The sequence below is a fragment of the Streptomyces sp. GESEQ-35 genome (genome assembly GCF_017948485.1).
Classification (GTDB): Bacteria; Actinomycetota; Actinomycetes; order Streptomycetales; family Streptomycetaceae; genus Streptomyces.
The window spans coordinates 1-23,467 of the sequence record NZ_JAFFSX010000052.1; the positions used below are offsets into that span (position 1 = coordinate 1).

The 23,467-nt window shown below is 70.2% G+C and carries 19 protein-coding genes; 9 read left to right on the forward strand and 10 right to left on the reverse strand.

The annotated features are described in order from the left end of the window. The first annotated feature begins 626 nt into the window (after positions 1 to 626). Positions 627 to 1,193, forward strand: coding sequence for a DJ-1/PfpI family protein (locus KCH87_RS47610; RefSeq protein WP_210594271.1), 567 nt, complete (start codon positions 627 to 629; stop codon positions 1,191 to 1,193). 132 nt (positions 1,194 to 1,325) lie between these two features. Here KCH87_RS47610 and KCH87_RS47615 read toward each other — a convergent pair whose 3' ends face one another. Both KCH87_RS47615 and KCH87_RS47620 read right to left on the reverse strand, forming a co-directional pair. Next, positions 1,326 to 1,991 (reverse strand): HAD family hydrolase, encoded by a 666-nt coding sequence (locus tag KCH87_RS47615; protein WP_210594272.1) that lies wholly within the window; start codon positions 1,989 to 1,991, stop codon positions 1,326 to 1,328. 156 nt (positions 1,992 to 2,147) lie between these two features. Next, on the reverse strand, positions 2,148 to 2,663 hold the full coding sequence (locus KCH87_RS47620; protein ID WP_210594273.1) for a hypothetical protein: 516 nt from the start codon (positions 2,661 to 2,663) through the stop codon (positions 2,148 to 2,150). 334 nt (positions 2,664 to 2,997) lie between these two features. Between KCH87_RS47620 and KCH87_RS47625 the strand changes: the two genes are divergently transcribed. Continuing rightward, positions 2,998 to 3,537 (forward strand): Rv3235 family protein, encoded by a 540-nt coding sequence (locus KCH87_RS47625; RefSeq protein WP_210594274.1) that lies wholly within the window; start codon positions 2,998 to 3,000, stop codon positions 3,535 to 3,537. A 124-nt stretch (positions 3,538 to 3,661) separates the two neighbouring features. On the opposite strand, the gene secA is transcribed toward KCH87_RS47625, so the two are convergent. After that, positions 3,662 to 6,481 (reverse strand): preprotein translocase subunit SecA, encoded by a 2,820-nt coding sequence (gene secA / locus KCH87_RS47630; protein ID WP_210594275.1) that lies wholly within the window; start codon positions 6,479 to 6,481, stop codon positions 3,662 to 3,664. A gap of 279 nt (positions 6,482 to 6,760) precedes the next feature. Between secA and KCH87_RS47635 the strand changes: the two genes are divergently transcribed. Both KCH87_RS47635 and KCH87_RS47640 read left to right on the forward strand, forming a co-directional pair. Continuing rightward, positions 6,761 to 7,351 (forward strand): GNAT family N-acetyltransferase, encoded by a 591-nt coding sequence (locus KCH87_RS47635; RefSeq protein ID WP_210594276.1) that lies wholly within the window; start codon positions 6,761 to 6,763, stop codon positions 7,349 to 7,351. 163 nt (positions 7,352 to 7,514) lie between these two features. Continuing rightward, positions 7,515 to 8,717: a winged helix-turn-helix domain-containing protein gene (locus tag KCH87_RS47640; RefSeq protein ID WP_210594277.1), complete on the forward strand. Its 1,203-nt coding sequence runs from the start codon at positions 7,515 to 7,517 to the stop codon at positions 8,715 to 8,717. Between the two features lie 3 nt (positions 8,718 to 8,720). Here KCH87_RS47640 and KCH87_RS47645 read toward each other — a convergent pair whose 3' ends face one another. The 7 genes from KCH87_RS47645 to mtnA all read right to left on the reverse strand — a co-directional run bounded on the left by KCH87_RS47645 (position 8,721) and on the right by mtnA (position 17,628). Next, positions 8,721 to 9,467 (reverse strand): response regulator transcription factor, encoded by a 747-nt coding sequence (locus KCH87_RS47645; RefSeq protein WP_210594278.1) that lies wholly within the window; start codon positions 9,465 to 9,467, stop codon positions 8,721 to 8,723. A gap of 203 nt (positions 9,468 to 9,670) precedes the next feature. Next, positions 9,671 to 10,363, reverse strand: a complete 693-nt coding sequence (gene hpf, locus KCH87_RS47650) for a ribosome hibernation-promoting factor, HPF/YfiA family (protein ID WP_374199108.1) — start codon at positions 10,361 to 10,363, stop codon at positions 9,671 to 9,673. 314 nt (positions 10,364 to 10,677) lie between these two features. Further along, on the reverse strand, positions 10,678 to 11,583 hold the full coding sequence (locus tag KCH87_RS47655; protein ID WP_210594279.1) for a ComF family protein: 906 nt from the start codon (positions 11,581 to 11,583) through the stop codon (positions 10,678 to 10,680). A gap of 150 nt (positions 11,584 to 11,733) precedes the next feature. Beyond that, positions 11,734 to 13,566 carry an LpqB family beta-propeller domain-containing protein gene (locus KCH87_RS47660; protein WP_210594280.1) on the reverse strand — a complete coding sequence of 611 codons (1,833 nt, stop codon included), beginning with the start codon at positions 13,564 to 13,566 and terminating at the stop codon, positions 11,734 to 11,736. Then, entirely contained in the window at positions 13,556 to 15,622 is a 2,067-nt protein-coding gene (mtrB, locus tag KCH87_RS47665; RefSeq protein ID WP_210594281.1) for an MtrAB system histidine kinase MtrB, read from the reverse strand. Before mtrB ends, KCH87_RS47660 begins: the two co-directional genes overlap by 11 nt. Position 15,623: 1 nt before the next feature. Continuing rightward, positions 15,624 to 16,313: a two-component system response regulator MtrA gene (gene mtrA, locus KCH87_RS47670; RefSeq protein WP_005316841.1), complete on the reverse strand. Its 690-nt coding sequence runs from the start codon at positions 16,311 to 16,313 to the stop codon at positions 15,624 to 15,626. 166 nt (positions 16,314 to 16,479) lie between these two features. Continuing rightward, the gene (mtnA, locus tag KCH87_RS47675; RefSeq protein ID WP_210594283.1) at positions 16,480 to 17,628 is read right to left on the reverse strand and encodes an S-methyl-5-thioribose-1-phosphate isomerase; all 1,149 of its coding nucleotides are present in this window, start codon (positions 17,626 to 17,628) and stop codon (positions 16,480 to 16,482) included. Between the two features lie 141 nt (positions 17,629 to 17,769). Between mtnA and KCH87_RS47680 the strand changes: the two genes are divergently transcribed. The 5 genes from KCH87_RS47680 to KCH87_RS47700 are packed head-to-tail and all read left to right on the forward strand — an operon-like array spanning position 17,770 to position 23,398. Beyond that, a complete protein-coding gene (locus KCH87_RS47680; RefSeq protein ID WP_210594284.1) occupies positions 17,770 to 19,131 on the forward strand; it encodes a glycerophosphoryl diester phosphodiesterase membrane domain-containing protein in 1,362 nt (453 codons plus the stop codon). Between the two features lie 4 nt (positions 19,132 to 19,135). Next, complete coding sequence (locus KCH87_RS47685) at positions 19,136 to 19,906, forward strand: DUF4129 domain-containing protein (RefSeq protein ID WP_210594285.1); 771 nt, start codon at positions 19,136 to 19,138, stop codon at positions 19,904 to 19,906. Next, positions 19,903 to 21,099, forward strand: coding sequence for a DUF4350 domain-containing protein (locus tag KCH87_RS47690; protein ID WP_210594286.1), 1,197 nt, complete (start codon positions 19,903 to 19,905; stop codon positions 21,097 to 21,099). Before KCH87_RS47685 ends, KCH87_RS47690 begins: the two co-directional genes overlap by 4 nt. Continuing rightward, positions 21,099 to 22,088 carry a MoxR family ATPase gene (locus KCH87_RS47695; RefSeq protein ID WP_210594287.1) on the forward strand — a complete coding sequence of 330 codons (990 nt, stop codon included), beginning with the start codon at positions 21,099 to 21,101 and terminating at the stop codon, positions 22,086 to 22,088. Before KCH87_RS47690 ends, KCH87_RS47695 begins: the two co-directional genes overlap by 1 nt. Further along, positions 22,088 to 23,398 carry a DUF58 domain-containing protein gene (locus tag KCH87_RS47700; RefSeq protein WP_210594289.1) on the forward strand — a complete coding sequence of 437 codons (1,311 nt, stop codon included), beginning with the start codon at positions 22,088 to 22,090 and terminating at the stop codon, positions 23,396 to 23,398. The genes KCH87_RS47695 and KCH87_RS47700 overlap by 1 nt, the downstream gene beginning before the upstream one ends. Positions 23,399 to 23,467: the final 69 nt, after the last annotated feature.

The window sequence follows — 23,467 nt, forward strand, 5'->3', positions numbered from 1 at the left end:
CGCAGCAGCACCGGGGGCGGAAGGTCGCAGACGCAGCGGGGCCAGAGGCCAGGAGGCCACGGGGCGGCGGGCCAGGGCGAAAACCCGCAGGCGCAACAGCGCCCGAGGCGGGAGCGCCGGAGCAGCAGGGCCGGGGGAGCGCGGGTGCAGCGGGGCGGGCGGGAAGCCGCAGGCGCAGCAGCACCGGGGGCGGGAGGGTGCGGGCGCACCTACGCTGGGGATACGCGGCGCTGTCCGACGGCATGACGCGGGCGCCGTTCAGCTCCGGAGAGCCGCCCCGCTCAGCTGTGGGCGGCCGGTGCCCGCCGTCCAGCTGTGGGCAGTCCTGTCGCCCGGGACGGCTCCCGACCCAAAGAAGGGCAGCGGCACCCTGTCAGCGCCGGGCTGCGCGACCCACCCCCGGCCGGCACCAACCCGCAGTACCCATAAGCGCCGGGCTCAGCGACCCACCCCCGGCCGGCACCAACCCGCAGTACCCACAAGAGCCGGGCTCAGCGACCCACCCCACGCCGGCACCAACCCCGCGCACCTCAACCCGCCGCCCCCCTTGGCAACGCCCCCACCCCGAGGCACGTTGCCCATAACACCCGCCGAAGCCGAACCCACCCTCGATGGGAGCGCAGCAAATGTCGGCCAAGATCCTCATCGTCACCGGCGACGCAGCCGAGTCCCTGGAAGTCCTGTACCCCTACCAACGCCTCCGCGAAGAGGGCTACGACGTCCACATCGCCGCCCCCACCCGCAAAAAGCTCCAGTTCGTCGTCCACGACTTCGAACCCGGCTTCGACACCTACACCGAGAAGCCCGGCTACACCTGGCCCGCAGACCTGGCCTTCGCCGAGGTCGACCCCGGCCAGTACGCCGCCCTCGTCATCCCTGGCGGCCGAGCCCCGGAGTACCTCCGCAACGACCCCGAACTCCGCAAGATCCTCAAGTCCTTCTTCGACGCCGACAAACCGGTCGCCCAGATCTGCCACGGCCCCCTCCTCACCGCCGCGACGGAGAGCCTCCGAGGCCGCCGCGTCACGGCGTACCCCGCCCTGGAGCCGGACATGCAGGCCGCCGGCGCCACCTTCCAGGACGCCGAGGTGGTGGTGGACGGCACCCTGGTCTCCTCCCGCGCCTGGCCGGACCACCCCGGCTGGATGCGAGAGTTCCTCACCGTGCTCCGCGCAAAGGCCCCGGCGACGTGAGTCACCCGCACCACCCGACGGCTTGAGCCAACTCACCACCCCACGACCTGAGTCACCCGCATCACCCAACCACCCGAGCCGGCCTCACCGCCCGGCAGCTGAGCCACCCCACCCGCACGCCCGCCGCAGGCGTCACGCAGCCAACCGCTCCGCCACCACAACCGCCTCCCCCAACGTGTCCACCACCGGCACCCCCACCTCCTCCAGACTCTTCCTGCTGTGCGACCCCCCGGTGTACAACACGGCCCGCGCACCCACATGCCGCGCCGCCACCGCGTCATCCGCGGCGTCCCCGATCACCACCGTACGAGCGGGGTCCACGCCGGCGAGCGCCCCGAGGTGCCGCTCCATGTGCTCGGCCTTACTGCCCCCGGACGGCCCGGTCCGCCCGTCGACCCGTATGAAGTGCGGCTCGATCCCGAACCCCCGCACCAAGGGGACGAGTTCGTCATGGCCGTACATGCTGAGCAGCGACTGGCTGCGCCCCGCCGACAGCCAGCCAACCAGCAACTCGGCCACCCCCTCGGTGAGCCCGCACGTCACCCGGTGCTCGGTGTAGTACCGATGGAAGGTCTCGTCCATGACCTCCCACTCGGCCTCGGTCGGCAGCCGCCCCATCAGCCGCTCGTAGAACTTCGGCACCGGCACGCAGTACAGCGCCCGGTACTCCTCCATCGTGATCGGCTCGAGCCCCAGCTCGGCGAAGGCCGCGTTCGTCGCCCCGATGATCGCGTCGTTGTCGCGGAACAGCGTCCCGTTCCAGTCCCAGACAATGTGTGCGTCCGTCTGCATCCCCATGCCAAAAACCGTACCCGCCACCACTGACAATCAAGAGATCGGCAGGTCAAACGGCAGGTCAAAGGGTCAGAGAGCACCAAAGCCCGGTACCGCAGTCCGGGTGCCACAGCCCGAATGCCAAACCCCGACTACCGCAGTCCGGGGCGGCCCCGCTGCTCAGTCCCCCAGCCCCACCAGGTTCGGAATCTCCTGCGTCGCGTACCACAGCAGCTCGTGGTCATCGGCCCCGTCCACGACGAACTGCGCGTCGTCGTCCCCACCGTCCGCCGCGTGAAGCGCCTCCGCCGCGGCGGCCACGTCCACCTCCGCGTCCCCGGCATCGACATGCACCGCCGCCGCCTTGGCCAGCAGTACGGCCCCACCGATCCGCACCTCGCCCAGTGCTACCGGATCGAGTCCCCGGTCGGGGTCGGCGACCGCGGCACCGTCGGGTACGTCGACAGCGACCACGACCCTGCGCCGTACCGCCCCTGGGTCGGCCGCCAGCAGCCGCAGCGAGGCCAGCCCGGCCCGGCTCAGCGCCGCGTACTCCAGTTCCTCGATGTCGTCGGAGAGGTACCACTCGCGCAACGCGGGCGTGACGGCATAGGCCACGAGCGGCCCGGCCCCCAACTCACCCGTCTTGTACGCCTCGGCGAGACCGGAGAGGGTCAGGGGGACGTAGACGCGCATGACTGGCCGCTTTCGTGGTCGATGGTCGAGGGCTCCGCAATAGACCCGGGAGGGCGAGTCCCGCGTCTCCCGGAGGGCCTTCAGGATACGTGCGGGCGTCCCCTTTCGGGTTCCTGCCCTCGCCTCGGGGAGCGTCCACCTTGCGCCCGGAACTCACCCGGTGCACCCCCGTAATCATGGGCCGCGACATCCCCGAATCACCCGGATAAGTGAACAAGGCGACCACCCCCACCCGGGTCCGCGCTTCCTTGCCCAGGGCGTCCGCCGCCCCGTACAAGATCCCCACCACCAAGTTACTGCCCGGTACCCCCGGGCCCACCGAGCGGGGACATCCATGAACAAGGTCATGACCAGGGCGAACCACCACCCGGGCACCCGCCCGCCCGGCCGCCGCGACACCCGCCGCCCCGGCGGCACTCCGCCCCGCACACCGAGGCCGTCAGCCCGTACGACAGCGGACAGCGAGGCCCGTACGACCTCTGTCACCGCACCGCCCGCCGTACCGCCCCAGACGCCGCGCAGGGCGGTCCCGCGCCCCCGGCCCACCGACGTCTTCGCCGACCGCCTGCTGCTCGTCCTGAGCGGCCAGCGCCCCGTGCACTGGATGCTCGGGCACACCGCGGGCCGGGCCTACGACGAACTGGCACGGCTCGCGGACCACGGTCTCCTGCGCACCCGCGGCACACGCCCCATCGTCCGCGACATCGGCTACTACATCGTCCACTCCGGCGCCGTCGAGGCCTTCGCCCGCATCGGCGCCGGCGACCAGCTGCGCGCGATGGCCTTCCGCCTGGAGAAGGGCCCGGACCTTCGCTGGCGCTGCACAGCGCTGGAGCTGGACGGCCCTCGCACACCGCAGCCGGACGGCGACTGAGGCCCGCCCAAGCCGAAGGGCCGGACACCCTCGCGGATGTCCGGCCCTGCACAACTCGGCCTCACTTCATGAAGCTGCCGTCACGTCGGCCGGCCCGATCGCTGCCGCTCGCCCGAGGCGTCCGCTACTTCTTGCGGCGTCGCCCGCCCCGCGACTGCTTCCGGCGCTCCGCGCGCGTGAGGCCGTCGGACTCGGAGCGCACCCCGGCGGTCTCCTCGTCGCTGTCGAAGTCGCCCTCGACGGTGCCGCCCTCGCCGTCCACGGTGGGCGCGGTGAAGTGCAGGTTGCGCCGCTGCGGGGCCTCCAGGCCCTTGGCGCGGATCTCGGGACGGGACCCCGCCTGCGCCGGCACCGCGTCCTGCTTCTGCAGGGTCGGCTGCTTGGCGTCCTCGACCGGGACCTCCTCGACCTGCTGCTCGACCTGGACCTCCAGGTTGAACAGATAGCCGACGGACTCCTCCTTGATGCCCTCCATCATGGCGGTGAACATGTCGAAGCCCTCACGCTGGTACTCGACCAGCGGGTCCTTCTGGGCCATCGCGCGCAGGCCGATGCCCTCCTGGAGGTAGTCCATCTCGTAGAGGTGCTCGCGCCACTTGCGGTCCAGGACCGACAGCACGACCCGCCGCTCCAGCTCACGCATGATCTCGGAGCCGAGCTGCGTCTCACGCGACGCGTACTGCTCGCGGATGTCGTCCTTGATGGAGTCGCCGATGAACTCGGCGGTGAGCCCGGCCCGGTCGCCGGCCGCCTCCTCCAGCTCGTCGACGGTGACCTTCACCGGGTAGAGCTGCTTGAAGGCGCCCCACAGCCGGTCCAGGTCCCACTCCTCGGCGAAGCCCTCGGCGGTCTCGGCCTGGACGTATGCGTCGATCGTGTCGTCCATGAAGTGCTGGACCTGCTCGTGCAGGTCCTCGCCCTCCAGGACGCGGCGACGCTCGCCATAGATGACCTCGCGCTGCCTGTTGAGGACCTCGTCGTACTTCAGAACGTTCTTACGGGTCTCGAAGTTCTGCTGCTCGACCTGCGACTGGGCCGATGCGATCGCACGTGTGACCATCTTGTTCTCGATCGGCACGTCGTCCGGGACGTTCGCCATCGACATCACGCGCTCGACCATCTGGGCCTTGAACAGACGCATCAGGTCGTCGCCGAGCGACAGGTAGAAACGGGACTCGCCGGGGTCGCCCTGACGGCCGGAACGACCGCGCAGCTGGTTGTCGATACGACGCGACTCGTGCCGCTCGGTGCCGAGGACGTAGAGCCCGCCGAGGTCCTTGACCTCTTCGAACTCCGCCTGCACGGCCTTCTCCGCCCGCTCCAGGGCGGCGGGCAGAGCGGCCGCCCACTCCTCGATGTGCTCCTCGGGGTCGATGCCGCGCTGACGCAGCTCCGCCTCCGCGAGGTCGTCGGGGTTGCCGCCGAGCTTGATGTCCGTACCACGGCCGGCCATGTTCGTGGCGACCGTCACGGCGCCCTTGCGGCCGGCCTGGGCGACGATCGTCGCCTCACGGTCGTGCTGCTTCGCGTTCAGCACTTCGTGCTGGATACCGCGCTTGGAGAGCTGCTGCGAGAGGTATTCGGACTTCTCGACCGACGTCGTACCGACGAGGATCGGCTGGCCCTTCTCGTGCTTCTCGGCGATGTCGTCGACGACCGCCTCGAACTTCGCGACCTCGGTGCGGTAGATCAGGTCCGACTGGTCCGCGCGGACCATCGGCCGGTTGGTCGGGATCGGGACGACGCCGAGCTTGTAGATCTGGTGGAACTCGGCGGCCTCGGTCATCGCCGTACCGGTCATGCCGGAGAGCTTGTCGTAGAGGCGGAAGAAGTTCTGCAGGGTGATCGTGGCGAGGGTCTGGTTCTCGTCCTTGATGTCCACCCCTTCCTTCGCCTCGATCGCCTGGTGCATGCCCTCGTTGTAGCGGCGGCCGGCGAGGATACGACCGGTGTGCTCGTCGACGATCATGACCTCGCCGTCGATGACGACGTAGTCCTTGTCCTTCTTGAAGAGCTCCTTCGCCTTGATGGCGTTGTTCAGGTAGCCCACCAGCGGCGTGTTCACCGACTCGTAGAGGTTGTCGATGCCCAGCCAGTCCTCGACCTTGCTGACACCGGACTCGTGGATGGCTACCGTGCGCTTCTTCTCGTCGACGTCGTAGTCGCCGGTCTCCTCGAGGCCCTTGAGCGGGTTGCCCGCCTCGCCGCGCTTGAGGCGCGTGACCAGCTTGGCGAAGTCGCCGTACCACTTGGTGGCCTGGTCGGCCGGGCCGGAGATGATCAGCGGCGTACGGGCCTCGTCGATGAGGATGGAGTCGACCTCGTCGACGATGGCGAAGTTGTGTCCGCGCTGGACGAGTTCGTCCTTGGACCACGCCATGTTGTCGCGCAGGTAGTCGAAGCCGAACTCGTTGTTCGTGCCGTACGTGATGTCGCATCCGTACTGCTCGCGGCGCTGGGCCGGCGTCATGTTGGCGAGGATGCAGCCGACGGACAGGCCCAGGAACCTGTGGATGCGGCCCATCATCTCGGAGTCGCGCTCGGCCAGGTAGTCGTTGACCGTGATGATGTGGACGCCGTCTCCGGAGAGGGCGTTCAGATACGCGGGCAGGGTGCCGACCAGGGTCTTGCCCTCACCGGTCTTCATCTCTGCCACGTAGCCGGTGTGCAGGGCCGCGCCGCCCATCATCTGGACGTCGTAGTGCCGCTGGCCGAGGACGCGCTTGGCGGCCTCGCGTACGGTCGCGAACGCTTCGGGCAACAGGTCGTCCAGGCTCTCACCATCGGCATACCGCTGCTTGTACTCATCGGTGAGGGCCCGCAGCTCGGCGTCGGAGAGGTCGACGAAGTCCTCTTCGATGGAGTTGACCTGGTCCGCGATGCGGTGCAGCTTGCGCAGGATTTTGCCTTCGCCTGCACGCATGATCTTCGAGAGGACGGACACGGGGCTTGGTCTCCTTGCCGGTCGGGCCTGGGACGGTCGGTTTCCGTTTGACTTGACTGAGCAACGGCCATCGTATGCGAGGACCCCGGCACGCCGGGAGGCCTGCCGCGACTGCGACTGTCCGCTGCTGCACAACTCTTCAATACTCTTCATTGGGGACAACGGCCGGGGCCCATGGATGGTGCCGTGTCACACCGACGAATTGCGCGAACTGTGATCACCCGCTCACTCACCGCTAAAAGATGGCGTCTTCGTCGAGATCCCGACCAGAATCGGCGGATGGAACCCGTCACGCTGACCACCGGCCGTCTCGTCCTGCGCACGGTCGGCCCGCAGGACACCGACGCCGTGTACGCCGCCGCCCAGGACCCCGACATCCAGCGCTGGACCACGATCCCCTCGCCCTACCTGCCCGAACACGCCGAGAGCTTCACTGAACACCTCGCTCCCGACGGCTGGACGAACGGCTCCATGTTCACCTTCGGCATCTTTCTCCCCGAAGGGGAGTTGGCCGGCATGCTCGGCATCACCATGCGCTCCCTGGGCGTCGCCGAGATCGGATTCTGGGCCACCAAACAACACCGCGGCAACGGCTACACCACCGAGGCCACCCTCACCGCCGCCCGCTGGGCCTTCACCCACGTCTCGATCGACCGCATCGAATGGCGAGCAGAGGTGGGCAACACAGCGTCCCGCGCCGTCGCCGAACGCGCCGGCTTCACCATCGAAGGCACCCTCCGCTCCGCCCTCAACAACAAAGGCGTACGCCGCGACTGCTGGGTGGGCTCCCTGCTCCCGTCGGACTTGGGCCTGCCCTCAACGGCGCCTTACCTGCCGACAGCGACATCCTCGGAGCCGTCCGGCCTTTGAGGACGAGGCCGTTCAGACCGATGGCGAGAGTCTGGGGGCGCAACCCCAGGATGGGACGGGTAAGGGCGGCGGGGGCGGGACACCACAAGGCCCGCACCCGCGCCGGGCATCAAACCCGCAGGTCACCCCCCACTGTCAGTCCCACCGCCTATCGTGCGGAACCATGACGACCTTCCCGCGCCCGACCACGGAACTGTCGGCAGACGACGCCCGCCGCCTCGCCCTCCGCGCACAGGGCTTCATCGGCGCCCCCGACCGCCGATCCGGCGTCCGCGGCATCCTCCGCCACCTCGGCGCGGTACAACTCGACACCATCTCCGTCCTGGCCCGCTCCCACGAACTCATCCCGTACGCCCGCCTGGGCGGGGTGGGCCGCAAGACCATCGAGAGCGCCTACTGGAAGCCTGCGTCCCCCGGCACGCCTCCGGTACGACCGCACGCCTTCGAATACTGGTCCCACGCCGCCTGCATCCTCCCCATCGAGGAGTGGCCCCACTTCGCCTTCCGCCGCCGCGCCTACCGCAACCGCCCGCACTGGAACCACGAACTCCCGGACGGCGCCTACGACCAGGTGATCAAGCAGCTGAAGGCCGAAGGCCCCCTCACTGCCACGGAGTTGGGCGGCGCGAAGAAGACCAGCGAGTGGTGGGACTGGTCCGGCTCGAAGGTCGCCGTGGAGCGCGCGCTGATGTACGGCGAGGTGGTCTGCGTGGAGCGCCGCGGCTGGAAGCGGGTCTACGACCTGGCCGAACGCGCGGTCCCGGACGACCTGCTGCACGACGAATTCGACGACACCGAGTGCCTGCGCAGACTGGTCCGCCTCGCCGGCCAGTCCCTGGGCGTCGGCACCCGCGCGGACATCGCCGACTACCACCGCCTCAAGGGCGACCAGGTGGACGAGGTGATCGCCGACTCGGGCCTGGTGCCGGTCACGGTCGAGGGCTGGGGCAAACCGGCCTGGGCTGACCCGGCAGCTCTGGAGACACCTCCCCGCGGCCGCCACCGCACCACGCTCCTGTCCCCCTTCGACTCCCTGATCTGGGAACGGGCGCGCACCGAGCGGATCTTCGGCTTCACCCATCGCCTGGAGGCCTACGTCCCCAAGCCGAAGCGGGTGTACGGCTACTTCGCGATGCCGGTGCTGGCCGGCGGCCGGCTCATCGGCCGCGTCGACCCGGCCCGTGAGGGCCGCACCCTGGTGGCCAAGCAGGTCACCCTGGACGGGCCGAAGTCGATCCCGGCCCTCGCCCAGGCCCTGGCCGAGGCGGCGAGCTGGGTGGACTGCACGGATGTACGCGTGGAGCGCGTGGACACCCCGCAGCTGCGCGAGCCCCTCACAAAGGAGCTCATCCGCATACTGGCGTGATCCTCAGCGGATCTCGAGGATCTTCTCCCGCATCGCGTACACAACCGCCTCCATCCTGGAGTGCAGCTGAAGCTTCTCCAGGATGTTGCGCACATGGTTCTTCACGGTGTTCTCGGAGATGAACAACTCCTTGGCGATATCGCGGTTGTTCATCCCCGTGGCAACGAGCTTGAGCACTTCCAGTTCGCGGTCGGTAAGCCGCGGTGCGGGCACCAGCCGACGCTCATCGGTCCGCTGAATCATCGACTTGAACTCGGTGAGCAGCTTCGACGCCATGGAAGGGCTGATCTGCGACTGACCGTCGGCCACCGCGCGAATGGCGGTGGCCACTTCGTCCGTCGAGATCTCCTTGAGGAGATAGCCGGTCGCGCCCGCCTTGATGGCGTCGTAGAGATCGGCTTCCTCGTCGCTGATGGTCAGCATGATGATTTTGGCACTGGGGGCCACTTCCTTGATCGAGGTACACGCCTCGATTCCGCCCCGCTTGGGCATCCGTACGTCCATCAGGACGATGTCCGGCAGCAGATCCGCGGCCTTGTCGACCGCCTCCGCGCCGTCGCCCGCCTCTCCGACGACCTGGATGTCCTCCTCGGCCGCGAGCACGATTTCCAGGCCGCGTCGGAAGAGGGCGTGGTCGTCCACGACCAGGACGCGGATCGGCTCCTTACGTGGTGAGCCCGTGTCCGGGCCCATGCCGACGACGCCGTCGTCGGCGTCCCCGTCATGCATCGGTCCGAAGCTGTCCGCCATCGTTCCTCCCCCTGAAGGCTGTGGCTGGTCCTGTGCCATCGCCAACCCAAGGCACCGGCCCACCGGTTGGGCCGGTGGGGCCATGATTCCATGCCCGGACGACACTGAGGTGACAGAGCGGGGCGCGAAGTGGTCGCACACGGGTGCCCCTGGGGGCGCACACGCGCTCCAGGGGCACCCGTCGGGTGTGTCGGCCGGGTGGGTCAGCCACCCAGCGTGCTGCCTGCCGCGGGAGATTGCGCCTGGGTGACCATCGGGTCCGTGTTGAGGTGGATGACTCCGTAGTCGTACGCGTGGCGCCGGTAGACGACGCTCGGTTCCTTCGTCTCGGAGTCGACGAACAGGTAGAAGTCGTGCCCGACCAGTTCCATCTCGTAGAGGGCCTGGTCGAGGGTCATCGGGGAGGCGACGTGGGTCTTCTCGCGGACCACGAGGGGGCCTTCACCCTTCACTTCCAGCGAGCCGATCTTCTTGACGGGCACGCCGTCCGAGTCATCGTCGTGGACGGTGTGGCCATTCCCGTTGAGCGTCGCCGCGCCCGGAACGTGGTCGGGGACCTCGGCTGCGGTGAGCCGTCGCGCGCCCCGGCGTGTGTGGCGCTTGTCGTGCTGCTTGCGCAGCCGGGCATCCAGCTTCTCCGCCGCCAGGTCGAGTGCCGCGTACGGATCGCTGGCCGCCGCCTCCGCCCGGATCACCGGACCGCGGGAGCGGAGCGTGATCTCCACTCGATCCGATCGGTCGGCCTGTCGGGGGTTCGGCTCCTTGGACACCTCGACGTCGAGGCTGATCACCTTGCCGTCGAGCTTCTGGATCTTCTCCAGCTTCAGCTTCTCGGCCACGTGCTTGCGGAACCGCTCGGGCACCTCGGTCTTGCGGCCCTTGACGACGATGTCCACGCAGAACTCCGTTCCCGGATCGCTCCGCTTCAGCGGCGGAGCGTCTCCCTTTTGCACCAGGTTCCGGTGAGCCCGGAACCTCGGACTCGGTGACGTTCACCTCCTCCTCCCCCGCGGGCAAGATCTCCACCCCACCGCCGCGGCTGATTGCGCAAAACCCGCGGCGCGGCATTCGGATATGCGAGGTATGGCCTGGGCCTTTCCCTCACAACCGAACATATCTCGCCTGGACGGATGCCGTCACCCTCTACCGCGGCGTACCTCCGTTCAGGTGAATTGCTCCTCTCATTACCTGCAACGATGCATGTTCACCGTCAGTTCCGGTTCATTTCGAAAGAATCCGGCGAGGCCGCGACCACAGCTGCGCAGATCATGGCATCGGCCCGGTGCTCGCCCGCCATTCGCGGCACTCCGTGCCTTCGGTCCGCCGCCTCGTCCATTGGTCCAGCCCTTCGTTCCTCTGACCCTTCCCGAGCCACCGCGGCATACACCGCCGCGGCCGTCGTTCCATACACTCCTGGTCCGTCTACCCCGCTGCACCCAGCCGTCCCGTCCGCTCCTCCCCACGCCTCCGCCGTCGCCGCCCGTACGGCACGCGCCGCCTCCGCCAGGGAGGCGCCCGTCGTCATCAGGTCGTCGACGAGCACGACCGGGCCTTCGGCGAGCAGCCGTGCGCCGCCCGGCGCCACCGCCAGCGCGCCCGTGAGATTGTCCAGCCGCTGCCGGGAGTTGAGCCCCGCCTGGTCGGCCACGACCCGCCGCTGCCGCAGTACGGAGACCACCCGCGCCGGCATCTCGCCCCGCCGCAACTCACCCGCCGCCGCAAGCGCGATCCGCCGTGCCGGATCATGCCCCCGAGCCCGCACCGCCCCACGTGCGGACGGCACGGGAACCAGCAGCACAGACCGGCTGTCCCGCATCTGGGCCCTGCTCAGCCCCGCCCGCACGGCCTCTGCCAAGGCCGTGCCCAGCGGTGCCGCAAGTGCCAGTGCGCCCCGTTCCTTGTGGGCGAGCAGCACCGCCCGCACCTCGTCCGCGTACCGGGCCGCCGCGTGCACCGTCGGCAGCCCGGGCGGCGCCGGCACCGGTCGCACCCGGCACGGTGCGGCCCCGCTCAGAGCTGCACGGCACTCCGGGCAGAGCACCGTACGAGGCCGTCCGCAGCCTCCGCACTCGGCCGGCAGCACCAGGTCGGTGAGGTCCTGCCACCACCCCCGCATGCCCACCACTGTGCCAACACCAGCGGCACGCGGCCACCCCTGTGGATAACTCCCTGTGGATAACTCCGAACGCCGACGGGACGGCCGTATCGCGGGAACGGCCGGAGCACCGGAGCACGTAGCACCAGGGTCCGCCGCCCCCGAAAAACCTCACCCCGGATAAACCGGCGCTGATCCCTCCGTGATCACCTTCTGCCACTGCGCACCGGACGGCAGCCGTACGATCCCGTCCTCTGAGTACGCCGCGAGCGGCAGCCGGTCGTCCTCGGACGCGGCGATCTCCTTGACGCCGGTCAGGGCGGCGGGCGCCGGCAGCTCGGGGGTGGAGCCGTCGACCTGGGCGTACCGCATCTGCTGCACGCCGCCCTCCTCGCGCCCGACGACCACAAGCCGGCTGTCGCCGGCCCACGACATGGCCGTGATCTCTTCCAACTCCGGTGCTGCGGACCGCAGTCCGAAGACGGAGACGGACTGGCTCTCGCCCACCTTCCCGCTCCGCTCGATTCGCCCGATGAGCAGGGACTGCTTGCCGTCCTTCTCGACGACGAGTGCGATCCGCACCCCGTCGGCGGCCACCCGGACCGATTCGATACGGCCGTCCAGCTCCGGCGCGTTCACCACGATCGGCTCGCCCGCGCCGTCCTCCAGCATGACCAGCCGTGGGTCGTCGGGATCCTGGTCGGCCACCCAGAGGTCGCCCTGAGTGTCGAAACTGGGCGTCGTCAACCGGTCGTCCACCGAGGTGCCCGCACTGCGCAGCACGGGATCGCCGAGGGAACTGCCCGACACCAGCGAGCCGACGTACAGCGTCTTGCCGTCGGCGGTGACCGCGGCCGCCCTGTTCTCGTCGCGCGAGACCGCCACCGACCGCAGCTCGGTGTCACCCTCGCCCAGCGCGCCCGGCACCGTTTCGGGCTTCTTGTCGCTGCTGCCGGCTGCCATGCGCACGAGCCGGTGCTTGCCGTCGACGAAGTACAGGTACTCGGCGCGCTTCACCTCGCCGCGCGCGGCGACCGCATCGGCGCTGTCCTCGGTGAGCGTGCACAGCTGGGCGTTGCCCGCCTTCAGCTCGACCTCGTCGACCGCGGGGGTGAGGTTCTGCAGGGTGAAGAGGATCTGGGCCGCCATCTCGTCGCACTTGCTCAGACCGACCCGCGCGGCCTTCTCGTTCAACGGGACGGTCAGTTTGTTCTGGTCGTCCGGTGTCAGCGAGGTGACGCCCTTCTTCAGCGTCGTACCGGTCGGGAAGCTCGACCTGACGACCGACTTGAGCCAGGCGGTTGGCCCGTTGAGCAGGGAGCGCACCATCTGCGTCATGGGGTCCACGTGCCGTCGTACATACACAGGATCGGCGACCGCCGCGGGCTGCTGCACGGCTGTCCCGACCGCCGTGTTCGAGGCGAAGAAGTACTTTTCGACGGACATGTAGTTGCGCTGGAAGTCCGACCGGCCCATGACGACGCCCGGTGGCAGGCCGTCGATGCGCCACTGCCTGGTCTTCTTCTCCCGCACCAGGTACACCGTCTGGCTGTAGCTCCCGCGGGCCGGCGCATACGCCTGCTGCCCGTTCACCGCGGCGACCTTGGTGCCGTTGAGCGTGAAGGAGAAGTAGTCGGTGTCCTCGCGGGTGCCCGGGTCGGGCGTGGTGTCGGGCGCGCTCGCGAGGACCGTCGTGGAGGCCTCCGGCCGCCATTTCTTCGCGGCCCTTGCGGTCAGGTACTTGCTCGCCGTCTCATAGCGCGGATCGTCACTGGTCAGCGCCTCCAGGAAACCGTCCACGATCTGCTGGGGCTGAGCGTCCTCGGAGGGCGGCACCGCAAAGACCCGCACCTGTGAGTCCTGGCGCGGGGTGGATTCGACACCGCGCAGATCCCCGCTGTCGGGCATGGAAGCGCATCCTGCCAGCAGTACGGCACCACAGGCGGCGTACGCCACCGCGTGCACCGGCCGACGCCGCGCGCCCCCCTCGCGGTCAGCGCCCACGAGATGCCTCCCCTTGCTGTTCCACGTCCTGCGCCCCGGCGTCCGCGCGGTCCGAGGGCTCGCTGCCCCGCCCGCCCGGAGTGGGCGTGTCGTCCTGTCGTCGGGCGCCTGAAGTCGGCCGGGGCACCACGCGCGCGCCGTTGCCGGGCAGCGCCGTCGGGTCGGCCGTCGGGGCCACAGCGGCCAGCCGCGACGCGATCGGCATCGGCGGCCCCTGTTCGCCCGACGGCTGCGCCGGAACGGTCACGGCCTTCTCCCCGCCGCCGTGTGGCAGACCGGCGTCATCAAGTCCGCGATTTCGTCGCGAGTCCTTCGGCTCCAGCGGTATCGGGGAGCCCCGCAGCGGCTCGTCCGCGGTCCTCGGCAGCGTCAGCCGGAACTGCGAGCCGCCCCCCGGCTCACCCCATGCCTGCAACCAGCCACCGTGCAGCCGCGCATCCTCCAGGGCGATCGACAGCCCCAGGCCCGTACCACCGGTGGTACGCGCGCGTGCCGGGTCGGCCCGCCAGAAACGGCTGAACACGCGGGTCGCCTCGCCGGGCTTGAGCCCGACGCCGTAGTCCCGCACCGCCACAGCGACCGCCCCGCCCGCCGCGGCGAGCTTGACGACGACGTCCTTGCCGTCGCCGTGCTCCACGGCGTTGACAACGAGGTTGCGAAGGACGCGTTCCACGCGCCGGGCGTCCGCCTCCGCGACGACGGGCTGCTGATCGCCGACGACCCGTATGTGCGTGCCCTTGCGCTCGGCGAGCGGCTCGGCACCACTGAGGACCCGCCGTACGACCTCCCTGAGGTCTATCGGCTCGGCCTCGAGCGCTGCCGCGCCCGCGTCGAAGCGGCTGATCTCCAGCAGATCGGCGAGCAGTGACTCGAACCGGTCCAACTGGTCGGCGAGCAACTCCGCCGACCGCGCGGTCACGGGGTCGAAGTCCTCCCGCGCCTCGTGGATGACGTCGGCGGCCATCCGTACGGTCGTCAGCGGCGTCCGCAGCTCGTGCGAGACGTCGGACACGAACCGCCGCTGCATCCGCGACAGGTCCTCCAGCTGCTGGATCTTCAGCTGGAGGTTCTGCGCCATCTTGTTGAAGGCCTCGCCCAGGCGCGCGATGTCGTCCTCACCGGTGACCTTCATACGTTCCTGTAGGCGCCCCGCGGACAGCCGCTCGGCGATGCCCGCGGCCATCCGTACGGGTGTGACGACCTGACGTACCACGAGCCAGGCGATGGCCCCGAGGAGGACGACCACGAACAGCCCGGCCGTCGCCAGCGTCCCCTTGACCAGGCTCAGCGACTTCTCCTCCTGGGTGAGCGGGAAGAGGTAGTACAGCTGGTACGGGTCGTTGTTCGGGTCGTTGACCTGCTTGCCGATGACCAGGGCCGGCTGGGACTCCTTGTCGGTGTTGTAGATGATGCGGGTGTAGCTCTGGGCCGCCGCGGTGCTGGTGTCGACGCGCTCGCGCAGGTCCTCGGGGACACTCGCGAACGGGTCGACGTAGCCCGAGGCGCGCGGCCCGCGCCCACCGCCGGTGTCGTCGCCCACGGGGAGCGTGACGACGTCGAAGGCGCCCTGGCCGCCGCTGGAGAGCGAGGAGACGAGGTCGCTCATCCACTCGATCACGTTCTGCGCGGGACGGCCGTCCGCGGTGGTGGCGTCGTCGACGGTCCCGCTGGTCGTCTCGTCGGCGTTCTGCTTGGCGACCGCGAAGCCGCCGGTGGCCTGGCTCTGTGAGGCCTTCACCTTGGCGTCCAGCAGGCCGTTGCGCACCTGCCCGATGACGACGAAGCCGAGCAGCAGGACGACGCCCAGCGACATCAGCAGCGTCGTGACAACAACCTTGAGCTGGATGTTCCGCCGCCACAGCCGCATGACGGGCAGCAGTGGCCGACGCACCCAGCGCATGAACAGGCGCAGCACGGGGCTGCCCTGGACTCCGCCCTGCAGCAGCCCGCCGTCCAGGAAACGCCCCCAGGGGGAGCCCGTCACCTTCCGGCCGACAGGCCGCCCCGCGCGGGCCCCGGGCTTGCCGGGCGCCGAAGCGGCACTGTCCCCGGACATGTCAGCTCGGCCCGGCCTTGTAACCGACACCACGAACAGTCACCACGATCTCCGGCCGCTCCGGGTCCTTCTCGACCTTGGAACGCAGCCGCTGTACGTGCACGTTGACAAGGCGGGTGTCGGCGGCGTGCCGATAGCCCCACACCTGCTCGAGCAGGACCTCGCGAGTGAACACCTGCCACGGCTTGCGGGCCAGCGCGACCAGCAGGTCGAACTCCAGCGGCGTCAGCGCGATCGACTGTCCGTCCCGCTTCACGGAGTGCCCCGCCACGTCGATGACCAGGTCACCGATGGTGAGCTGCTCGGGCGCCGGCTCCTCGGACCTCCGCAGCCGTGCCCGGATACGGGCGACGAGCTCCTTCGGCTTGAACGGCTTCACAATGTAGTCATCGGCGCCCGACTCCAGGCCCACGACGACATCGACGGTGTCGCTCTTGGCCGTGAGCATCACGATCGGCACACCCGACTCCGCCCTGATCAGGCGGCACACCTCGATGCCGTCCCGGCCGGGCAGCATCAGGTCGAGCAGCACCAGGTCGGGCTTGGCCTCACGGAAAGCAGCCAGCGCCTTGTCGCCGTCGGCCACGAAAGACGGCTCAAAACCTTCACCACGCAGCACAATGCCGAGCATCTCGGCCAGTGCGGTGTCGTCGTCGACGACAAGGACTCGTCCCTTCATAAACGACATCATCCCATTCTCGTAACATTGGCGAAGGTACTGGTGAGGCACGTCACTGGCCCGTGACGATAGTCGTATCCAACCGTCACTGTCTGCCCCGGGCCAGCGGCCCCCTCTTCAGAACGCTGACGCGAACGGGATCCACACCACCCTTCCTCACCGAGTCGCAAAACATCCCCTAGCTGAGCGTCACCTGACGGGACCTGGCACACAGCTCGGCCAGAGCCTCGGCCGTCACGGGTGAAACGGCGCCCTCCTCGGTGACGATCGCCGTCACCAACTCGGGCGGTGTCACATCGAACGCCGGGTTGTACGCCTGCGTCCCCAGCGGTGCCACCGGAACCCCGCCGCCCGCCTCCGCTCCGGCCACCGGCACCTGGGGTGCCGTCAACTCGGTCACCTCGTGCCCGGCACGCTGCTCGACCTCGATGGAAGCCCCGTCCGGGGTGTCAGGATCCACCGTCGTCACGGGCGCCACCACGATGAACGGCACATGGTGATAGCGCGCGAGCACCGCGAGCGGATAGCTCCCCACCTTGTTCGCCACCGAGCCGTCGGCCGCAATACGGTCCGCTCCGATCAGCACCGCGTCCACCTCCCCGGCCGCGAACAACGAACCCGCCGCGTTGTCGGTCAGCAAGGTGTACGCCATGCCGCTGCCTGCCGCCTCGTACGCCGTCAGCCGGGCGCCCTGCAGCAGCGGGCGCGTCTCGTCCACCCACAGCCGCCGCAGCCGGCCCGCCCGATGCGCGGCGAGCGCCACCGCGAACGCCGTCCCCTCACCGCCCGACACCAACCGTCCGGTGTTGCAGTGCGTGAGGATCCGGTGCCCGCCGCCGGGCAGCAGTTCGTCCAGCAGCGCCAACCCCTTCTCGGCCATCTGCGCACTGGCCTCGGCGTCCTCCTGGTGCAGCGCACGCGCCGCGGCCAGCGCCGCCCGGGCGGACTGCCCCGGATCGCCGCTCCTGCTGAGCTCGGTCCGGTAGGCGGACTCGGCTCTGCGCACCCCGACGGCGAGGTTCACCGCGGTGGGCCGGGCGCTCGCCAGCGCGGACGAGGCGTCGGCCACGTCGAACCCACGCGCGGCAGCCAGCGCGACCCCGTACGCTCCCGCGATGCCCAGCAGCGGCGCCCCGCGCACGGCAAGTGAGCGGATCGCCTCCACCAGCGCGGGGGCGTCCGTACACACCAGTTCGACCTCCTCGGCCGGCAGTCTCGTCTGGTCGAGAAGGACCACCACAGGACCTTCGGGTGGCTCTTCCCAGCGGATCGCCGGTATCTCGGTCGACTGGTTGTCCTCGCCGGATTGCGCGTACTGATCAGCCATGCGGTCAGTCTGCCCCTTATCCGGCGGACAATTGAAGGTGCCCACCCCATACCGCGGCCGGTCACTCGTCGACCACCCCATGGCACGATGGCTGCCAACCTGCCGCCGCGACCGCGGAACGGGCACCGTGAAGGAGCGACGATGAACGACACTCCGGGCTGGGCCTCGCCCGGATCTGCCCCGTCCGACGGACAGCAGCCCGGCGCATCGGGCCCTGCCGAGCCCGCCGACCGCCCCGGCCCCGATCAGCCCGTGGACCAGCCAGACCCGGATGCGACGGGCTCCGGCTCGAAGTGGTCCAAGGAGCAGCCGCCACCTTCCCAGTGGTCGGCGCCCACCGCACCGCCGACCGGCCCCGGCCAGGCCCCGCCACCGCCTCCGCCTCCGCCCGGCCCGGGCTGGGGCAGCCGGCCACCCGGCGGCCCCGGCGGTTACGGTGGCGGCTACGGAGCGCCCGGTGCTCCCGGCGGATACGGCGGCTGGGGAGGCGGCTGGAGTGGTCCCCCGCCCGCGGCCAAGCCCGGGGTGATCCCGCTCCGCCCGCTCGGCGTGGGTGAGATCCTCGACGGCGCCGTCTCCACCATGCGCACCTACTGGCGCACGGTTCTGGGCATCTCGCTGACCGTCGCCGTCCTCACGGAGATCATCGTCATCCTGCTCCAGGGCTTCGTCCTGGACGACCGCGCCAGCACCGAGGCCCTCAACGACCCCAGCGCCAGCCTCGACGAGCTGACCCGCGCCATGGGCGACACCATGCTCAACACGAGCGTGGTCTTCCTGATCTCCCTGATCGGCACCATCGCCGCGACCGCCCTGCTCACGACCGTCACCAGCCGGGCGGTGCTCGGCAAGTCCGTGACCACCGGCGAGGCCTGGCGCGACGCCCGCCCGCAGATGGCGAAGCTGTTCGGCCTGATCTTCCTGCTGCTGCTCATCGCCTTCGGCGTGATCTTCGCCGGCGCGACGCCCGGCATCATCGCGGCCGCGGCAGGCGCAGGGGACGCCGGTGCCGCACTCGCAATCCTGGGCAGCCTCGCCGCAGGCGTGGTCGCCCTGTGGCTGATGATCCGCTTCTCCCTTGCCTCGCCGGCGCTGATGCTGGAGAAGCAGAGCATTGTGAAGTCGATGAGCCGCTCCGCGAAGCTGGTCCGCGGCTCCTGGTGGCGGGTCTTCGGCATCCAGCTGCTCGCCACGATCATCGCGAACATCGTCGCGTCGATCGTCGTCATCCCCTTCACCTTCCTGGGCGCTGCGGTCAGCGGAGGCGGCGTCAGCAACTTCCTCGACACCGGCGGCAGCGACCTCGGCTGGACGTTCCTCATCGTCAGCGGCGTCGGATCGGTGATCGGCTCCATGATCACGTTCCCGATCACGGCCGGCGTCACCGTGCTCCTCTACATCGACCAGCGCATCCGCCGCGAGGCCCTCGACCTCGAGCTGGCCCGCGCGGCCGGCGTCCAGGACTACGGCGCCGGCGCCCCCGGCCCCACCCTGGGGAGCTGATGCGGTGAGCCTGACGGGGGGAGTTCTCACGGCCGTACCGGCGCGCGCCGCCGACGCTGCCGTGCGGGCCCTGCTGCGCGTCGGCGACGCCTCGGCGCTGTCGCGCTCCGACGACGAGCCGCCGCTGACCATCCCGCGCGACCCCGCGCAGGAGGCGGCTCGACGCGAGCTGTCCAAACGGATGTACCACGAGAACGAACCCAGCCTGTTCCAGCGCGCCCTGGACTCCTTCTGGGACTGGGTCGGCGAGTTGTTCAACTCCGCCTCGGCCGTGACTCCCGGCGGAACACTGGGCCTGGTCGTCGTCATCCTGGTCGTCGTCGCGGCCCTTGGGGCCATGTGGTGGCGCTTCGGCACCCCGCGCCGGGAACCCGTCTCCGCCGCCGCCCTGTTCGACGACCGCCCCCGCAGCGCCGCCGAACACCGCGCGGCCGCCGAGGCACACGCCGCCCAGGGCCACTGGAACCAAGCCCTCCAGGAACGCATGCGCGCCATCGTCCGCGCCCTGGAGGAACGCGCCCTCCTCGACGTCCGCCCAGGCCGCACGGCCGACGAGGCCGCCGCGGAAGCAGGCCGCGCCCTGCCCTCCGACGCGGACCGGCTGCGCGCCGCCGCCCGGGACTTCGACGACGTGACATACGGAGGACGCTCGGCGAGTGAGCGGTCGTACCACCGCATCGCCGAACTCGACCGCGATCTGGAGCGGACCAAGCCGGTGCTCACGAGCAGCGCCCACAGCACGGCCCAGAATGCCCGCCAGGGAGCCGCCGAATGACCACCGAGGCCACGCTCCCCTCCACTTCGGCCTCGCCCACCACCCGCCAGGTGTGGACCCGCACGCGAGGCGTCCTGCTCGCCCTCGTACTGCTCCTGGTCGGGGCCGTCGCGATCGCCGTGATCCAGTCCGACACCCGGCACGGCCGACTCGACCCGCGCTCCGCCGACCCCTACGGCAGCCGCGCCGTCGCCGAACTGCTCGCCGACCGCCGCGTCGACACGCGCGTGGTCACCACCCTGGACGAGGCCCGCGCCGCGGCCGGCCCGGACACCACACTCCTGGTGGCCGACCCCGACCTGCTGACCCCGCGTCAACAGACGCAGCTGCACTCCGCGACCGACGCCTCCGGCGGACGCACTGTCCTCGTCGCCGCCGGCAGTTGGTCCGTCGAGCGGCTCGCCCCAGGCGTCATCGCGGACCCCGCCACCAGCCTCGACTCGGCGCTGCCCCCTCGCTGCAACCTGCCGGCGGCCCGGCGCGCGGGCAACGCCGACACGGGCGGCATCCGCTACACGGCCCTCCAGGTCGATGCCGACGAGTGCTACCCCAGCGAGCGCCTGGCCACCCTCGTACGCGTCCCGGCGGCGTCCGAGGGCGGCGACACCATCGTCATCGGTGCGCCCGACATCCTCTTCAACGACCGTCTCGGCGAGCAGGGCAACGCCTCGCTCGCCCTCCAACTCCTCGGCTCCCGCCCTCATCTGGTCTGGTACCTCCCCTCGCTCTCCGACTCCACCGCCGCCGACACCGAGGGCGAGCGCGGCTTCTTCGACCTGATCCCCTCGGGCTGGCTCTGGGGCACACTTCAGCTCTTCATCGCGGCAGCCCTGGCCGCCCTCTGGCGGGCACGCCGACTCGGCCCTCTCGTGCCGGAAAATCTCCCCGTGGCGATCCGCGCCTCCGAAACCGTCGAAGGCCGCGCCCGCCTCTACCGCAAGGCGGACGCCCGCGACCGCGCGGCCGCCGCTCTTCGCTCCACCACCCGCACCCGCCTCGCCCCCCTCGTAGGCGTCACCGTCGCCCAGGCACACACGCCCGAAGCCCTGCTCCCCGCGCTGTCCGCCCACCTCAACGGCGACGGACAGTCCCTGCACACCCTCCTCTTCGGCCCGCCGCCCAGCGACGACGCGGCCCTCATCGCCCTCGCCGACCAACTCGACGCCCTCGAAAGAGAGGTACGCCGTCCATGATGGACCCGACCACTGACAACGCCGGGCCGACCGGGGACGCGGGCAACGCCCGAGCCGCCCTGGAGGCCCTGCGCGCCGAGATCGCCAAGGCCGTGGTCGGCCAGGATCCCGCCGTGACCGGCCTCGTCGTCGCCCTCCTCTGCCGCGGACACGTTCTCCTTGAAGGAGTCCCCGGAGTCGCCAAAACGTTGCTCGTCCGCGCGCTCGCTTCCGCACTCGAACTCGACACCAAGCGCGTCCAGTTCACACCGGACCTGATGCCGAGCGATGTGACCGGCTCCCTGGTCTACGACACCCGCAGCTCAGAGTTCTCCTTCCAGCCCGGCCCGGTCTTCACCAACCTCCTCCTCGCCGACGAGATCAACCGGACTCCGCCCAAGACCCAGTCATCCCTCCTGGAGGCCATGGAGGAACGCCAGGTCACCGTCGACGGCACCCCCCGCCCGCTCCCCGAGCCCTTCCTGGTCGCGGCAACCCAGAACCCGGTCGAGTACGAGGGCACATACCCCCTCCCCGAGGCCCAGCTGGACCGTTTCCTCCTCAAACTCACGATCCCCCTCCCCTCCCGCCAGGACGAGATCGCCGTCCTCACCCGCCACGCCGAGGGCTTCAACCCACGCGACCTGCGCGCCGCCGGCCTACGCCCCGTGGCCGGCCCGGCGGCCCTCGAAGCCGCACGCACTGCCGTCGCCAAGACCGCCGTCTCCCCCGAAATCACCGGCTACGTCGTCGACATCTGCCGCGCGACCCGGGAGTCCCCGTCCCTCACCCTCGGCGTCTCCCCACGCGGCGCCACCGCCCTCCTGGCGACCTCACGCGCATGGGCCTGGCTGACCGGCCGCGACTACGTCATCCCCGACGACGTGAAGGCTCTCGCCCTCCCCACCCTCCGCCACCGCGTGCAACTCCGCCCGGAGGCCGAAATGGAGGGCGTGACAGCCGACTCGGTCATCAACGCGATCCTCGCCCACGTCCCGGTCCCCCGCTGATGGCCCTCACCGGACGCGCCGCGCTCCTCGCGGCCCTCGGCTCCCTCCCCGTAGGCATCTGGGAACCCGGCCTCACGAGCCTCCTCGCCGTGAACGCCCCCCTGGCCCTGGCCTGCGCGTGTGACTTCGCCCTGGCAGCGCCGGTACGACACCTTCGCCTGACCCGCTCCGGAGACACCTCGGCCCGCCTGGGCGAGCAGGCCGACGTCACCCTCACGGTCACCAACCCGTCCCGCCGCCTGCTCCGGGCCAACCTCCGCGATGCCTGGCCCCCCAGCAGCTGGCAACCCGGCACCGAGATCGCCGCCTCCCGCCACCACCTCACGGTCCCCGCAGGCGAACGCCGCCGCATCACCACACGCCTACGCCCCACCCGCCGCGGCGACCGCCAGGCAGACCGCGTGACGATCCGCTCGTACGGCCCTCTCGGCCTCCTCTCCCGCCAGGGCACCCACAAAGTCCCCTGGACGGTACGCGTCCTGCCCCCCTTCACCAGCCGCAAGCACCTCCCGTCGAAGCTCGCCCGCCTACGCGAACTCGATGGCCGCACCAGCGTCCTCACCCGCGGCGAAGGCACGGAATTCGACAGCCTGCGCGAGTACGTCCCCGGCGACGACACCCGCTCCATCGACTGGCGCGCCACCGCCCGCCAGGCCACGGTCGCCGTACGCACCTGGCGCCCCGAACGCGACCGGCACATCCTCCTGGTCCTTGACACCGGCCGTACCTCGGCCGGCCGCGTCGGCGACGTCCCACGCCTGGACGCCTCAATGGACGCGGCCCTGCTCCTGGCCGCCTTGGCATCCCGCGCCGGCGACCGCGTCGACCTGCTCGCCCACGACCGCCGGGTACGCGCCCTCGTCCAGGGCCGCGCGGCAGGCGACGTCCTCCCGTCGCTGGTCAACGCGATGGCGACACTCGAACCCGAGCTCGTCGAAACAGACTCCCGAGGGCTTACGGCCACTGCACTCAGGGCAGCCCCCCGCCGCTCCCTGATCGTGCTGCTGACGACCCTCGACGCAGCCCCCGTCGAAGAGGGCCTGCTTCCCGTCCTCGCCCGGCTCACTCAGCGCCACACGGTTCTGCTGGCATCCGTCGCGGACCCGCATATCGCCCACATGGCCACGGCACGCGGCAACATCGATGCCATTTACGAATCCGCAGCGGCCGCCCACGCCCAAAGCGAACGCCATCGCATCGCAGAACAACTCCGCCGCCATGGAGTTACGGTCGTGGACGCGACGCCTGACGAACTGGCTCCGGCACTGGCTGACGCGTATTTGGCATTGAAAGCTGCTGGACGTCTTTGAATAGCAGGGGCGGGCCGGAGCCCTGCCCAAAACGCAAAAAAGGGCCCACGCCAATGGCGTGGGCCCTAA

Excerpts from the sequence above, each read along its gene's own strand:
- KCH87_RS47610 (WP_210594271.1), top strand. The coding sequence starts at position 627 with ATGTCGGCCAAGATCCTCATCGTCACCGGCGACGCAGCCGAGTCCCTG.
- KCH87_RS47615 (WP_210594272.1), bottom strand. The coding sequence starts at position 1,991 with ATGGGGATGCAGACGGACGCACACATTGTCTGGGACTGGAACGGGACG.
- KCH87_RS47620 (WP_210594273.1), bottom strand. The coding sequence starts at position 2,663 with ATGCGCGTCTACGTCCCCCTGACCCTCTCCGGTCTCGCCGAGGCGTAC.
- KCH87_RS47625 (WP_210594274.1), top strand. The coding sequence starts at position 2,998 with ATGAACAAGGTCATGACCAGGGCGAACCACCACCCGGGCACCCGCCCG.
- KCH87_RS47635 (WP_210594276.1), top strand. The coding sequence starts at position 6,761 with ATGGAACCCGTCACGCTGACCACCGGCCGTCTCGTCCTGCGCACGGTC.
- KCH87_RS47640 (WP_210594277.1), top strand. The coding sequence starts at position 7,515 with ATGACGACCTTCCCGCGCCCGACCACGGAACTGTCGGCAGACGACGCC.
- KCH87_RS47645 (WP_210594278.1), bottom strand. The coding sequence starts at position 9,467 with ATGGCGGACAGCTTCGGACCGATGCATGACGGGGACGCCGACGACGGC.
- KCH87_RS47655 (WP_210594279.1), bottom strand. The coding sequence starts at position 11,583 with ATGCGGGGGTGGTGGCAGGACCTCACCGACCTGGTGCTGCCGGCCGAG.
- mtrB (WP_210594281.1), bottom strand. The coding sequence starts at position 15,622 with ATGTCCGGGGACAGTGCCGCTTCGGCGCCCGGCAAGCCCGGGGCCCGC.
- mtrA (WP_005316841.1), bottom strand. The coding sequence starts at position 16,313 with ATGATGTCGTTTATGAAGGGACGAGTCCTTGTCGTCGACGACGACACC.
- mtnA (WP_210594283.1), bottom strand. The coding sequence starts at position 17,628 with ATGGCTGATCAGTACGCGCAATCCGGCGAGGACAACCAGTCGACCGAG.
- KCH87_RS47680 (WP_210594284.1), top strand. The coding sequence starts at position 17,770 with ATGAACGACACTCCGGGCTGGGCCTCGCCCGGATCTGCCCCGTCCGAC.
- KCH87_RS47690 (WP_210594286.1), top strand. The coding sequence starts at position 19,903 with ATGACCACCGAGGCCACGCTCCCCTCCACTTCGGCCTCGCCCACCACC.
- KCH87_RS47695 (WP_210594287.1), top strand. The coding sequence starts at position 21,099 with ATGGACCCGACCACTGACAACGCCGGGCCGACCGGGGACGCGGGCAAC.
- KCH87_RS47700 (WP_210594289.1), top strand. The coding sequence starts at position 22,088 with ATGGCCCTCACCGGACGCGCCGCGCTCCTCGCGGCCCTCGGCTCCCTC.